A 13,687-nucleotide genomic window follows, 5' to 3' on the forward strand; every position below is an offset into this window, starting at 1 on the left:
TCCGCCCGGTCAGATACCCCGGACCAGGCGGAACCCGATCCTGGCGCTGGTCGTGTCCGAATCCTGTGATTGTCGCCAGGCGGCCCGGGTCTGTTCCGGCGCGTTGGCCCAGTTGCCGCCGCGGATCACCCGCTGCCGGCAGCCCGGGTTGAACCAGGCCAGGCCGTCGGCCGGGGCGCGCCGGTAGCTGGCATGCCAGCAGTCGGCCACCCACTCGCTGAGGTTGCCGGCCATGTCGTGCAGGCCCCAGGCGTTGGGCTCGAAGGTGGCCACCGGGGCGGGGCCCCACCAGCCGTCGCCATAGCCGACGAAGGCGTTGAACCAGCGCCGGCCGGACGGCGAGACGTCTTCGCCGCCGGTGAAGTTGCCCGACAACGGCGGCGGCGTGCCCTCGTTGCCCCACGGATACCGGCCGCTGGTCCCGGCGCGCATGGCGTACTCGAATTCGGCTTCGCTGGGCAGCCGGTAGGAGCGCCCGGTCTGTTCGGACAGCCACATCGCGTAATGCTCGGCATCGCGCACGCTGACGTGCATCACCGGCGAGTTGGCGATGGCCGGGGTGCCGTCGTAGCCCGAGCGCCAGTCCACGCCGCTGCTGCGGGTGAAGTTGCCGCTGCGCTCGTCGTAGATGATCGAATGGCCGCGCCGGGTGGCGCGCGGGCGTGCGTTGCTGGCCTGCACGTAACGACGGTAGTCGGCCACGGTGACTTCGGTGATCGCCATGGCGAAACCGCGCTCGAAGCGTACGTAATGGGCCGGCTTTTCCGCATCGCTGGCGCCCAGCTCGCTGTCGCCCGCGCCCATCTGGAAGCCGCCGTGCGGGACCACGATCATCTGTGGGCCGCGGCCGCCGTCGCGCAGCGCGTCGCTGAACACCTGGCGCGGACGGAAGCTGCCGTAATGGGTGGCCAGCTCGATGCGCTCGCGCAGCTGGCCCACCACCGGATCGCCGGGCATCGCGATGCGCAGTGCGTCTTCCAGCTTCTCCCGTGCGGACTTGAGCCCCTGCGGCGTAGCGAGGTCACGCAGCCCCTGGTCGCGGAGGCGAACCAGGGTCTGGGCACGGATGGCTTCGATCCGCTCGAAGGCGTCGTCAATGGTCGGCGCCGAGTCGCGCACCTTGGCCGCTTCGGCCAGCCAGGTCCCGGCGGCGGTGAAGTCGGCGCTGCGCGCGGCCGCTTCGGCGCGCCGGATCAGCGCGCTTTCGGCCGCGGCCAGGCCCTGCCGCGCACGCGGGCTGTCGGGCTGCAGCGCCAGCGCCTCGCGGAAGTTGGGAATGGCGCCGTCGCCGTCTTCGCCGACCCGGTCGGCGCGCAGGTCGTCTTCACCCGCACGGTTGTAGGCGATCACCCGCTGCGCGAGTTCCACGCGGGACTGCAGCTGCCGCACCTTGGGATCGTCGGGCGCCAGGGTCAGCAGGACCAGCGCCATCTCGCCCGCCTCGGCCACCGCCTCACGCTGCTTCAGCGGGCGCTCCAGCAGGGCCGAAGCGTCAATGAGCAGGCGCTGGCGGGCCTTGGCCAGCCCGGCCTGGGCCTGGCGATCCTTCGGGTCGCGCTCCAGCAGCGCCAGCCAGATCGGAATGGCATCGGCGGCCGTCGCATACAGCCGGTCTTCGGCCAGGGCCTTGTTCGCATCCCGCCGCGCCTGGGCCACGCCGTCGTCGGCAATGACCACCGCCGGCGGCTGCCAACGCTGCGCGGTCTCGGCCGCGTCTTCACCGCCAATGGTGACCTGGGCCGGCGCTGGGGCGGCGCGTTTGGCCGGTTTGGCCGGTGCCTTCTGCTTCGCCGGCTCGGCCTGGCGCGCCGTTGGCGGCGTCGGCGCAGGCGTGTCGGGCGAGCACGCGGTCGTGGCCAGCAGCAGCGCGGCCAGCAACAACGGGGCGGGGCCTGGAATACGCAATTCGGGATCCTTCGGCGGGGCAGGTTCGACGTTAGGCTATTCTCCCTCACCTGAGCAAACCTGCAGTAGACGGAACCCCTACGTGGCCTATTGGATCAAAACCCCGGCGGAACTGGACGAGCGCTACCGCCAGCGCCCCACCCGGATCGGGCTGGACACCGAATTCATCCGCGAACGCACCTACTGGCCGCAGCTGGCCCTGGTGCAGATGGCGGTCGGAGACGAGATCCTGCTGATCGACCCGCTCATCCCGGGCATGAACGAAGCACTGGCCAAGTGGCTGGCCGACACCTCGATCACCAAGGTCATGCACAGCGCCAGCGAAGACCTGGTCACCTTCAAGGTGGCCTGCGGCGTGCTGCCCCGGCCGCTGTTCGATACGCAGATCGCCGCCTCGCTGGCGGGGATCGGCGGCGGCATGGGCTACCAGAAGCTGGTCACCGCGATCACCGGCGTGACCCTGGCAAAGGGCGAGACGCGCTCGGACTGGATGCGCCGCCCTCTGTCGGACGCGCAGCTGGAATATGCCGCCGACGACGTGGAGTACCTGTTCGCGATCCACGACGTGGAGGAAGCGAAACTGGCCGAACTCGACCGCCGCCAGTGGCTGCAGGACGACGCCGAGCGCCTGCTGGCCAGCGTGGAGCATGATGAAGAGCGCTGGCCGCACGTGGCGATGCGCTCGGCGCAGTTCATGGACGCGGCTGCCCAGCGCCGCCTGCTGCGCCTGCTGCGCTGGCGCGATGTGCAGGCGCGTGCCAGCGACAAGCCGCGCAGCTGGATCCTGGACAACGAGCTGGCCGCCCTGCTCGCCCGCACCCCACCGGCCGACGCGGCCGCACTGGCGAAGGTGATGGAAGGGTTCCCGAAGGCGCCGCGCAAGCTCGCCACGCAGGTGTGGGACGCGCTGGACACCCCCCTGCATGATGAAGCCGAGGCCCCGCTGGCGCTGCCTGCCAACGATGCCAACAAGCAGGCGTTGAAGCGGTTGCAGGACGCGGTAAGCGCGCGCACCGCCGAACTCGGCCTCCCCGACGGCGTACTGGCGTCGCGCAAGCACCTGGAAAGCTACCTGGAAAGCCGCAAGTGGCCGCAGGCCCTGGCCGGCTGGCGCCAGGCAATGCTGGAACCGGTGCTGGCGCCGTTGTTGCCATCGGCCACCTGAAATGAAAAGGCCCCGCTCGCGCGGGGCCTTTTGCATTCAACGCATCACCAATTGAGGTTCAACGACACCCCCACGGTCCGCGGTTCGTTGTACACCGCCGCCATGTAGTTCTCGATCACGCCCTTCAGGTTCTTCTCGTTGGTGATGTTGCGCGCAAACAGCGCCGCTTCCCACGCACCATAGTTGCCGGAGTAGCCCAACTTCAACCCACCCTCGAAGCTCCCCTTCGAATTGAATTCGGCAGTGTCGTACAGCACGAAGCTCGTGTACCCCTGCTTGTTCCAGTCGGTGGAAATGAACACCGCGTCGCTGTCGTTCACCGGCAAGTCGTAACGCGCGGCGAAGTTCAGGTTGTACTTCGGCGCGTTCGGCAGCGGGCTGCCATTGATCTGCGCGAAGGTGTTGGCACCCACCTTGATGGTCGGGTCGTTCACCGTGCACACCACCACGCCGTTCAGCGCGCACACCTGCGCATACACTCGGTCGTCCTGGATCTCACTGTGCAGCAGGCTCACGCCGGCGGTCAGGCTCAGGTTCGGGATCGGGCGCAGCTCCATGTCCGCTTCCAGGCCGTAGGCCTTGGCCTTGTCGGCATTGAACAGCACGCCGTTGCCGTTGGAGTCGTTGCCGTTGAGCTGGATGTCGTTGACCGTGTAGGTGAACGCCGTGGCATTCAGGCGCAGGCGGTTGTCCCACAGGCTGCTCTTGACGCCTGCTTCCCACGACAGGATGGTTTCCGAATCAGCGGTGGTGAAGTCGGCGTTGAACACCGCCGAGCGGCCCTGGATGGTCGGTCCGCGGAAACCGCGTGCCACCTTGGCATACACGCTCACCTGCGGGTTGAACGCGTACATCGCGCTCAGGTCCCAGCTCGGCGTGGTGTCGGACATTTCCACGTCGGTGCGGCCACGGTAGGTGACCACGCCGGCGGCGGTGTCGGCGGTCTTGAGCAGGCGCGTGCGCTTCTCGTCGCGGGTCTGGCGCAGGCCGGCGGTCAGCGTGAACCTGTCTGTCACGTCATAGCTGAGCTGGCCGAAGCCGGCGAACGAGGTGTTGGTGTTGCGCAGGCGCACCCAGTTGTTCGGGTTGCGCGCGGCACCCTGCAGGAACCAGGCGCGCTGGTAGAAGTCGGTGGTGTCGCGGCCGTCGAAGTAGTACGCGCCGACCTGCCACTTCAGGCGGTTGTCGTCGGCGTTGGCCAGGCGCACTTCCTGGGTCCACTGGTCCAGGTCGCGGACTTGGCCCATCGACTGGCCATAGCCGTTCGGCACGCCGTTGACCGGGAAGTTGACCGCCGCGCCGCCGTCGGTGTCGCCACGGCTGTAGCCGGAGGTGGTTCGTAGGCGGTGATCGAGGTCAACGAGACATTGCCGAAGTCGTAGATCGCCTTCAGCGAGCCGCCGTAGGTCTTGTACGCCTGCGGGTTGTTGTCGGCTTCGTCGTAGGCCACCTGATCGCGCGGCGCGTCCACGCGGTTGGAGCCCTTGGTGATCGCGCTTCGCAGGAACAGGGTCGAGGTGCCTTCGTAATCGCGCGCATGCGCCGAGGCCAGCAGCGAGAAGGCCTCGCTGGGCTGCAGCAGCAGCTGGGCGCGCACGTTGCGGTCGTCGAAGCCGCCCATCGCGTTCTTCTTCGGCGCCACCGTGCCGTCGGCGCTGGGGCCGGTGTAGGTGTTGTCCACGTAATCATCGCGGTGCTGGTACAGCGCCGAGACGCGGAACGAGGCGATGTCGTTGATCGGGCCGCCGAAGCCGCCGTCCACCGCCACGCTGCCGTAGCTGCCATAGCTGGCCTGCACGCGGCCGGCGTAGTCCTGGCTGGGCTTGATGCTGTCGAACTTGACGATGCCGGCGGTGGTGTTGCGGCCGAACAGCGTGCCCTGCGGACCACGCAGCACTTCCACCTGGTCCACGTCGAAGACCGGATTGGACTTGAGCACCACGTGCTCCAGCACCACGTCGTCCTGGATGATCGAGACCGGCTGCGAGGCACCCAGGTAGAAGTCGATGTTGCCTAGGCCACGGATATAGAAGCGCGGGAAGATGCGTCCGGTGGTGGTTTCGGCGTAGAAGCTCGGCACGCGGCCGCTCAGCGCCAGCAGGGTGTCGTCGCCACCGGCGGTGAACTCGCGCAGGCGCTCGCCCTGGACCACGCCGACCGAGACCGGCACGTCCTGCAGGTTGCGCTCGCGGTGGTCCGCGGTGACGGTGATGGCATCCAGCGAGGTCGGGCTGACATCCTGGGCAAGCGCGGTGCCACTCAGACCCAGCAGCGCGGTGCACGCCAGCGCCAGTGCATGCGGGCGCGGCTGACGCAGGGTCGAAACGGAAACAGTGTGATGGGAAGACATTCTGTGGGCTCGGGTAGCGCGTTTGAGATGCGGCACGATATTGCGCCGATGTTTCAAACGAGTTTCAAGCCCACGTTGACCCGGCAGTGGCGTCTGCGACTCCCCATCGCAGACGCCACTGCACCCGATCAGGCCGCAACGCGCTCCATGCGCGCGGGCTGCGCGTCAGCCAGGCGGAACTGCCCGACCGATTGCTGCAGCTCGGACGACTGCGCGTTCAATGCGCGCGCAGCGGCCGAAGCCTCCTCGACGAGGGCAGCGTTCTGCTGGGTCACACCGTCCATCTGCACGATGCCCTGGTTGACCTGCTCGATCCCTGCCGCCTGTTCCTGGCTGGCGCTGGCGATCTCTTCGATCAGCCCGCCCAGCTCGCCCACCGACGCCACCACGCGCTGCAGGGTCTGCCCCGCCTGGTGCGCCAGCTCGCTGCCGTCAGCGACCTGGGCCGCCGACGCTTCGATCAACGTCTTGATTTCCTTGGCCGCGCTGGCCGAACGCTGCGCCAGCGCGCGCACTTCCGAAGCGACCACTGCGAACCCTCGGCCTTCTTCGCCCGCCCGTGCGGCTTCCACCGCGGCATTGAGCGCCAGGATGTTGGTCTGGAACGCGATGCCGTCGATCACCGTGGTGATGTCGGCAATGCGGCGCGATGACGCCTCGATGCCACTCATGGTCTCCACCACCTGGGCCACGGCAGTACCGCCCTGCACCGCCACTTCTGCCGCTTCAGACGCCAGACGGTCGGCACGGCGGGCGTGGTCGGCGTTCTGCTTGACTGCAGCGGTCAGCTCTTCCAGCGATGCCGCCGACTCTTCCAGGCTCGCGGCCTGCTGCTCCGTACGGCGCGACAGGTCGTCGTTGCCGGCCGCGATCTCCGCCGACGCGGTCGCCACCGACACCGCCGCCTGCTGGATCCCGCCGACAATGGCGGTCAGCTGCGCCACGGTGGCGTTGGCATCGTCGCGCATGGTAGCGAACACGCCCTGGAACTGGCCGTCGATGCGCCCGCGCAGGTCGCCCTGGGCCAGGGCGCGCAACAGACCGGACAGCGCACTGAGGTTGCGGTCGGCGGTGACCATCAGGGTATTGAGGCCGTCGACCATCACCCGGAAGTCGTGCTGGTAGGCCTCGGCATTGCCACGCACGCTGAAGTCGCCAGCGGCCGCCGCTGCGACCAGGTGCTTGATCTCGCCATTGATCGCCTGCAGGCGGTCGCGCACGCCATTGACCGCTTCGGTGATGCGGGCCTTCTCGCCCGGCAGCTGCTCCATGGACTGCGAGAGGTCGCCATCGGCGTAGCGACGGACCAGTTCGACCATGCGCATCTTCACCGAGATGTGCGCGTCCACCAGTTCATTGGTGCCCGCCACCATCGTGCCGAACTCACCCTCGAAGCGGCTGGCGTCGATGCGGTGGCTGATCGTGCCCTCGGCGTGGCGCTGGCTCATTTCGTTCTGCGCCTGGATGATCTCGCGCAGCTTGTCCTGCATCTGCTGCAGCGCGCCCATCAGGCGGCCTACTTCATCCTGGCTGTTCACCACGATGCGCTGGTCCAGGCGGCCGGCGGCCACGTCCCGCGCGACCTGCCCGGCCCGGGCCAGCGGCGCGCTGATGACGCGACGGACCACCACGATCAGCGCCACGATCACCGCCAGCAGGCCGGGCCCGGACACCACGCCGATCTGCACCATCAACTTATGCAGCACCGCCTGCAGCACCGAGGTCGGCTCCAGGCCGAGCACGGTCCACTGCCACGGGCCGTAGCTCTGCGCACTGACGAAGTACGGCGTGGCCGGGGCGTCTTTTGCACTGCGCAGGTTGAGCGTGGCCTGCGTGGCCTTGCCGGTCAGCAGCGCCTCCAACGCCGCCTGGTCGGCCGGGTCCACCAGCGCCGATAGCATCTCGCCTTCGCCCGCAGTGGCGGCCACCACAGTGCCGAACTGATCGCCGGCGCGCGTGTTGACCGCCAGGAACTGCCCTTCCTTGCCCAGCTTGGACTCGCGCAGGCGGGTTTTCAGTGCTGCCAGGCCTTCGGTGTAGTTCTGGCCGACGAAGGCGATGCCGGACACTTCGCCTGCGGCATCCTTGATCGGCATGTAGTGGGTCATGTAATCCACGCCGAACAGCCGTACCGGACCGGTGAAACCTTCGCCGGCCAGCATCTTCGGATAGGCCGGGCTGGCGTGGTCGAGCACGGTGCCCATGGCGCGGGCACCTTCGGCATTGCGGACCGAGGTGGAGACGCGCACGAAATCATCGCCGTCGCGTACGAATACAGTCGCCACGCCACCGCCGGTGGCTTCGGCGAAACGATCCACCGCGCCCTCCTGCAGATTCAGCACCTCCTTGCCGAATCGCAGGGTCGGGGTCTGGCGCTCGCCTACCGCGACCTGTTTGGCCGGGTCCACGCTGACCTCACCGGTCGGCAGCATGGCGCGGAACATGCCCGCCATGCGCTCGGTGCTGTCGCTGAGGCTGCGGTCGTACAGCTCGACCGAGTCGCGCATCAGTTCGGTCGAGCTCTGCAGCCCGGCTTCAACGCGCTGCTGATAGCTGGTGGCAGCCTGGCGGTAGATCAGCACGGCCAGCGCCACGAAGGCCAGGGTGGTGATCAGGCCCATCAGCAGCGCGAGGCGCGCGCCAAGGGAAGTGGAGAAAACGGTGGCGGCACGGGTCGTCATCGTCGGAGCTCGGAGGGAGGATTGGATTGAGAGATTCGTCACAGTTCTTATCGGCACCGAAGTGGTCCTCTTTACGTAAAAAAAGACAGAATCGATAGACCTTTCGTTTCCTCCAAGTGATTGATCCACAAGGGATGTCCTCCGGTCGCATCTTCACGAAGCCGGTGATCCGTTCAGAAATGGTCGAAATTTCTCAAGTTGCGCCTATGGCTGCCGCAGACGGCGACGGCCTCGAAGTCCGTAGTCAGACTCTTGGCAGCGCGGGGCACGCAGCGCTACACTTGGATCCATCGCGGCACCCACGCCGCGTAGCAGCACACATGGGGCCATAGCTCAGCTGGGAGAGCGCGTCGTTCGCAATGACGAGGTCAGGAGTTCGATCCTCCTTGGCTCCACCACATTCCCGCAGCCATCCCATGGATGGCAGCGAAACGAAAAAGCCACCCGTCGGGTGGCTTTTTTGTTCGTGCTCCGATGGGGCGAACGTAGACCCTACCGCCCGTCCCCTGCCCGCTCGGCTATGGGTCGCACCTGCTGCACAAGCGTCAGGAGCGTCTTCCCTGGCTCCTCGATCATCACTTCGTGCGCGGACTGCTCGAACCAGACCAGCTGCTTGCTGGGCGCGCGCACGGTCTCGAACCATTCGGCCGCCAGTTCGGACGAGACGTTGTAGTCATGCCGGCCCAGGAACAGGAACAACGGGGTCTTCAGCTCGCGCACCTGGCTCATGTCCTGGGTGAGTACCCCGGACAGCAGGTGCTGCATGGAAAAGTCGTTGCCCTTCCACATCGCGGTCACGTCCTGGTCGGAGTACTCGGGCGAAAGCCGGATGGCAGCGGCTTCGGCACTCCCACCGGTGCGGTTGTGGACCATGCCACCGTACTGATTGAGCCACTTGCGCTGCTTGAACAGCGTTTCAAGTGGCAACGGCGCGTTGCCCTCCGCATAAGGCGCGAGCGATTCAAGTTCGGCCACTGCTTCCGCGTTACCGGCTGCCTTGGCCTGCTGCAGCGTCCACGCCCAGCCACGACGTTCGCTTTCCGGCGCGTTGGTTATCTGGCCCATGCCGATATAGGCATGCAGCCATTCGGGACGACGCTGGGCCAGCTCCAGCCCCAGGTAGCTCCCCCAGGAATGGCCAAGGACGAAAACCCTGTCCTTGCCGAACTCCTTGCGCAGCCAGGCCACCATCTCTTCGGCATCAGCGACCATGCGCTCCCGGGTCATTGTGGGGGCCACGAGAGTCGGATCATTCGACGCATACGTCTTGCCGGCGCCGCGCTGGTCCCACTGGACCACGGTGAAGTATTCCTCCCACCCACGCTGGAAGTACCAACTGGTAGGCATTGCCACCCAGCCCGGACCACCGTGCAGCATCAGCAGGACGGGATTACGTCGATCACTGCCTCGAATCGACACCCACTGGTTGATACCGCCGATAGGCACCGTCTCCAGCCGCTCGATGCCATTGTCTGCCACCACCTTGCGGATGTCGGCGACAATACGAGTGGCTTCAGCGCGACTGGCGGGCGACGGCGCCTGGGTTTCGGCAGTCGCCGCGAGCGGAACGAACAGCATCAGCATGGCCCTGCAGAGCAGGCCGGCAATCCCATGTTTCATCGGCGTACAACCCGTGACGGCAGCGGTGGTACGCCGATTGTGTCACGCCTCCGGATTGTCCTTGGTCGGCGGACGGCGGCTCTCGGACTCGCGGATCTGCTCGTCGGTCTGCCCCTGGCGGGTCTTGGCAACCTCGTCCTGCTTGCGGTCCTGCTGGGCTTCCTTGACGCCCTGCTGCTTGCCGGGCTGCTTTTCAGTGTTCATGGTGCGCGCTCGTTGTGGCCAGCCCTGTCTGGGCATGGCCACAACCTAGCCATTGGCGCGTGACGCAGGGGTCAACCTTCCACGAAAGCCAGCAGTTCCGCATTGATCGCGTCGGCGTGGGTGGTGCACATGCCGTGCGGATAGCCCGGGAAGACCTTCAGAGTGCCCTGATTCAGCAGCTTGATCGTCAGCAGGCTGGCATCGGCGATCGGTACGATCTGGTCGTCATCGCCATGCAGCACCAGCGTCGGCACGTTGATCGCCTTCAGGTCTTCGGTGAAGTCGGTTTCCGAGAACGCCTTGATACCTTCGTAGTGTGCCTGCGCGCTGCCCGTCATGCCCTGCCGCCACCAGTTGCGGATGGTGCCTTCCGACACGGCGGCGCCGGTGCGGTTGAAACCGTAGAACGGGCCGCTGGCCAGGTCCAGGTAGAACTGCGCGCGGTTCTGCGCCAGCTGGGCGCGGAAGCCGTCGAACACGGACAGCGGCAGCCCGCCCGGGTTGGCCGGGGTCTGCAGCATGATCGGCGGCACCGCGCTGATCAGCACCGCCTTGGCAACCCGGCCCGGAGCCGCCTTTGCCACGTAGCGCGCCACTTCGCCACCGCCGGTGGAGTGGCCGATATGCACCGCGTTCTTCAGGTCCAGATGGTCGGCAACTGCGGCCGCATCGGCCACATAGTGGTCCATGTCGTTGCCTTCGCTGACCTGCGCGGAGCGGCCGTGGCCGCGGCGATCGTGGGCGACCACGCGGTAGCCCTTGGCAAGGAAGAACAGCAGCTGGGCGTCCCAGTCGTCGCTGGATAGCGGCCAGCCGTGGTGGAACACGATGGGCTGGGCGCCTTTCGGGCCCCAGTCCTTGTAGAAAATCTCGACGCCGTCGGCGGTGGTGATGATGCTCATCGGTGCTGCTCCTGGAGTAGTGGGGACTGCAGGGACAGCCTAGGTGGAGGCGTTGCAGCGCGACATCGTACGCTTGGGTCGCTGGCTCATACCGAGGTATGGATGGTAAGCGGCTACCGATCAGGGTCATGCGTTCGTCGCACGGATCATTCTGGTCGGCGGTCGTTTGGGAACCGACCCTACCCGGCCGAGGCGTGGCTGGTGCCGGCCGGCATCATGCTATGCCGAGCGCCTCAGCCAGGCATTGCGCCATGGCCTCACCGTCCACCGGCTTCACCAGGAACGCGCGGGCGCCACGCGCCATTACGCGGGCACGCAGGGCGTCGTTCGGGAAGCCGGTCATGAAGATCATCGGGTAGGTGCAGCCACGGGCCAGCAGCTCGGCCTGCAGCTGGTCGCCGTCCATCTGCGGCATCTGGATGTCGGTGAGCACGCAGTCCGGCGGGTCGCCGTCGTCGGCGAGGAAGGCGGTGGCGGAGGGATAGGTGCGCACTTCGTGGCCCAGCGCGCGTACCAGGCTCGAGAGGGACTGGCGCACGCCGTCATCGTCGTCAACGATGGCAATGCGGTAGATCGGCTTCATGGCTCCATTTTCGCCCGATCCGCCCGCGCCCGGGAACCATACACAGGTTTGGGCCAGCGCCCTCAGCCCGGCGGATGCCCCACGCCCAGCGCTTCCGCCTGCCGCACCAGGTCAGCCAGCGCGCGCACGCCCATCTTTCGCATGACGTTGCCGCGATGGATCTTCACCGTGATCTCGCTCAGGTTCAGCTCGCCGGCCACCTGTTTGTTCATCAACCCGGCCACCACGTGCGCCATCACCTCGCGCTCGCGTTTGGTCAGGGTGGCGTAGCGCGCATCCAGCGACCCGCGCGCGGCGCTGTCCTGGCGGCGGCGGGTGTCGCGCTCTATCGCCGCGCTGACCGCGTCCAGCATGTCCTGGTCGCGGAACGGCTTGGACAGGAAGTCGACCGCGCCGGCCTTCATCGCGCGCACCGTCATCGGTATGTCGCCATGCCCGGTCATGAACACGATGGGCAGATGGATGCCCTGCACGGCGAGCTGACCCTGCAGGTCCAGTCCGCTGATGCCGGGCAGGCGCACATCCAGCACGATGCAGCCGGGAATGTCCGGCAGTTCGGTTTGCAGCAGCTCGGCCGGCGACCCAAGCACCCGGGTCTGCAATCCCACCGAGCGCAGCAGGCTGTCGAGCGCGTCGCGGACGGCAGCGTCGTCGTCGACGACCACGACCAGGGGCTGGGGAGGGGTTCGGTTCATGACGGCACGCCTTCGTGGATCGGGGTGGCCAACACCAGCCGGAAGCGCGCGCCACGGCCGGGCGCGTTGTCGACCGACAGCTGCCCGCCGTGTGCTTCGGCGGTGGATCGGCAGATCGCCAGACCCATGCCCATGCCCTGCGGCTTGGTGGTGAAGAACGGTTTGAACAACGTGTCCAGATGGTCCTCCGGAATGCCCGGGCCACTGTCGGTGATGTTGATGACCACTTCGCCCGGGGCACCCGCGCGCGCGTCCACCTGCAGCTGGCGCGCGTGGTCCTGCCCGGCCATGGCCTGGCTGGCGTTGATCAGCAGGTTCACCAGCACCTGCTGCAGCTGCACCGCATCGCCGTGCAACGGCGGCAGGTTGCCGGCCACGGCCACGCGCAGCTGCACCGCTTCGCGGTTGAGTTCGTGCTGCACCAGGCGCACCGCGTCGTCGATCAGGGTCGCGGTATCCAGGGTTTCGCGGGGCGTGCTGCGCTTGGCCAGGAACGCGCGCACCCGCTTGACGATCTCGCTGGCGCGGCGTGCCTCGGCCACGGTGCGGTTGATCGCCGCATCCACTTCGTGCAGGTCGGGGCTGTCGCGGTGCAGCCAGCGCAGGCCGGCCTCGCCGTTGGTCACCACCGCCATCAAGGGCTGGTTGACCTCGTGCGCTAGCGTGGCTGCCAGTTCGCCGAGGGTGGCCACGCGCGTGGCATGGGCCAGCTCGGCCTGCGCGCGCAGAGCTGCATCCTCGGCCTTGCGGCGTTCGGTGACATCGGTATGGGTCTCCATCACGCCCACGGCCCGCCCTTGGCCATCGCGCTGGATCACCCAGCGGCTGTCCAGCACGCGCCACTGCCCCTCGCGGGTGCGTTGCTCCAGCGTGCCTTCCCAGCTGCCGTGTTCGAGCAGCGCGGCCTCCACGGCCTCGCGCGCTTCCGGGTACCGGGTGGAAAGCAGCCTATCGGCCACCTCACCGATGGCCTCGTCCGCGGACCATCCGTACAGCTGCGCAGCAGTGCGGTTCCAGAACGTGATTACGCCGCCCCAGTCGCGCACGAAGATCATGTCGTGCGACAGGTCCAGCAGCATCGCCTGGCCACGCAGGCGCTGCATGGCGTGCTGGTGCTGCAGCGCCAGCAGCGCGGTGATGCCGATGGCAGCAAGGCTGACCAGTGCGCGGAAGGTCTGTGAGCCGACATGGTTCACGCCATGCGAATCCACGTACGCGACCACGGTAAGGACGATGCCGGCCATCGCCACGACGACGATATCTCCGCGCCGCCCGGTGCGCGCCACCAGCAGCACGGCCACCACGTACAGCACCGCCACCGCGCCTTCCAGCGTGCTCATTACATCGATCAGGAAAATGCCCAGGGTCAACAGGGCGGCCGCCACGCGGAACAGGGTTCGGCGGCGCGGCGAGGCCCCGACGACGCGCTCGCGGTCGGGGCGGGTGCTGGGCACGGTCTGGCCGGCGGGCATCGCGCAGTCACCTTCGGTGGGATGGGCGCAGTATCCCCCGCCCTTGCGTCCGGTTGATCCCTCAAAAGAGGGATGCGCCGCCGCCCGGCCCAAACCAACGTATGAGACGG

At 67.3% G+C, this 13,687-nt stretch carries 9 protein-coding genes, 1 tRNA gene and 1 pseudogene; 2 read left to right on the plus strand and 9 right to left on the minus strand.

The genetic code is table 11. From position 1 onward, the window contains the following. Positions 1-9: 9 nt before the first annotated feature. Entirely contained in the window at positions 10-1,905 is a 1,896-nt protein-coding gene (locus HGB51_RS04475) for a formylglycine-generating enzyme family protein (protein WP_246233403.1), read from the minus strand. Between the two features lie 82 nt (positions 1,906-1,987). Between HGB51_RS04475 and rnd the strand changes: the two genes are divergently transcribed. After that, positions 1,988-3,070, plus strand: coding sequence for a ribonuclease D (rnd, locus tag HGB51_RS04480; protein ID WP_070208540.1), 1,083 nt, complete (start codon positions 1,988-1,990; stop codon positions 3,068-3,070). A gap of 44 nt (positions 3,071-3,114) precedes the next feature. Here rnd and HGB51_RS04485 read toward each other — a convergent pair. Then, positions 3,115-5,420 (minus strand): annotated as a pseudogene (locus HGB51_RS04485) (TonB-dependent receptor). 128 nt (positions 5,421-5,548) lie between these two features. Beyond that, a complete protein-coding gene (locus HGB51_RS04490) occupies positions 5,549-8,101 on the minus strand; it encodes a Cache 3/Cache 2 fusion domain-containing protein (protein WP_070208541.1) in 2,553 nt (850 codons plus the stop codon). 322 nt (positions 8,102-8,423) lie between these two features. Between HGB51_RS04490 and HGB51_RS04495 the strand changes: the two genes are divergently transcribed. Beyond that, positions 8,424-8,499 (plus strand) — tRNA-Ala (locus HGB51_RS04495). 94 nt (positions 8,500-8,593) lie between these two features. On the opposite strand, the gene HGB51_RS04500 is transcribed toward HGB51_RS04495, so the two are convergent. The 6 genes from HGB51_RS04500 to HGB51_RS04525 form a co-directional block, all read right to left on the minus strand. After that, on the minus strand, positions 8,594-9,685 hold the full coding sequence (locus HGB51_RS04500) for an alpha/beta fold hydrolase (RefSeq protein ID WP_070208542.1): 1,092 nt from the start codon (positions 9,683-9,685) through the stop codon (positions 8,594-8,596). 78 nt (positions 9,686-9,763) lie between these two features. After that, positions 9,764-9,925: a hypothetical protein gene (locus tag HGB51_RS04505; protein WP_171966739.1), complete on the minus strand. Its 162-nt coding sequence runs from the start codon at positions 9,923-9,925 to the stop codon at positions 9,764-9,766. Between the two features lie 71 nt (positions 9,926-9,996). Then, the gene (locus HGB51_RS04510) at positions 9,997-10,827 is read right to left on the minus strand and encodes an alpha/beta fold hydrolase (RefSeq protein ID WP_070208543.1); all 831 of its coding nucleotides are present in this window, start codon (positions 10,825-10,827) and stop codon (positions 9,997-9,999) included. Between the two features lie 214 nt (positions 10,828-11,041). Next, positions 11,042-11,410, minus strand: a complete 369-nt coding sequence (locus HGB51_RS04515) for a response regulator transcription factor (protein WP_070208544.1) — start codon at positions 11,408-11,410, stop codon at positions 11,042-11,044. A gap of 62 nt (positions 11,411-11,472) precedes the next feature. After that, positions 11,473-12,105 carry a response regulator transcription factor gene (locus tag HGB51_RS04520; protein ID WP_070208545.1) on the minus strand — a complete coding sequence of 211 codons (633 nt, stop codon included), beginning with the start codon at positions 12,103-12,105 and terminating at the stop codon, positions 11,473-11,475. Then, on the minus strand, positions 12,102-13,577 hold the full coding sequence (locus tag HGB51_RS04525) for a PAS domain-containing sensor histidine kinase (RefSeq protein ID WP_171966740.1): 1,476 nt from the start codon (positions 13,575-13,577) through the stop codon (positions 12,102-12,104). The genes HGB51_RS04520 and HGB51_RS04525 overlap by 4 nt, the downstream gene beginning before the upstream one ends. Positions 13,578-13,687 lie beyond the last annotated feature (110 nt).

It is taken from the genome of Stenotrophomonas bentonitica, from assembly GCF_013185915.1.
Classification (GTDB): Bacteria; Pseudomonadota; Gammaproteobacteria; order Xanthomonadales; family Xanthomonadaceae; genus Stenotrophomonas; species Stenotrophomonas bentonitica.

Excerpts from the sequence above, each read along its gene's own strand:
- HGB51_RS04490 (WP_070208541.1), bottom strand. The coding sequence starts at position 8,101 with ATGACGACCCGTGCCGCCACCGTTTTCTCCACTTCCCTTGGCGCGCGC.
- HGB51_RS04500 (WP_070208542.1), bottom strand. The coding sequence starts at position 9,685 with ATGCTGATGCTGTTCGTTCCGCTCGCGGCGACTGCCGAAACCCAGGCG.
- HGB51_RS04505 (WP_171966739.1), bottom strand. The coding sequence starts at position 9,925 with ATGAACACTGAAAAGCAGCCCGGCAAGCAGCAGGGCGTCAAGGAAGCC.
- HGB51_RS04510 (WP_070208543.1), bottom strand. The coding sequence starts at position 10,827 with ATGAGCATCATCACCACCGCCGACGGCGTCGAGATTTTCTACAAGGAC.
- HGB51_RS04515 (WP_070208544.1), bottom strand. The coding sequence starts at position 11,410 with ATGAAGCCGATCTACCGCATTGCCATCGTTGACGACGATGACGGCGTG.
- HGB51_RS04520 (WP_070208545.1), bottom strand. The coding sequence starts at position 12,105 with ATGAACCGAACCCCTCCCCAGCCCCTGGTCGTGGTCGTCGACGACGAC.
- HGB51_RS04525 (WP_171966740.1), bottom strand. The coding sequence starts at position 13,577 with ATGCCCGCCGGCCAGACCGTGCCCAGCACCCGCCCCGACCGCGAGCGC.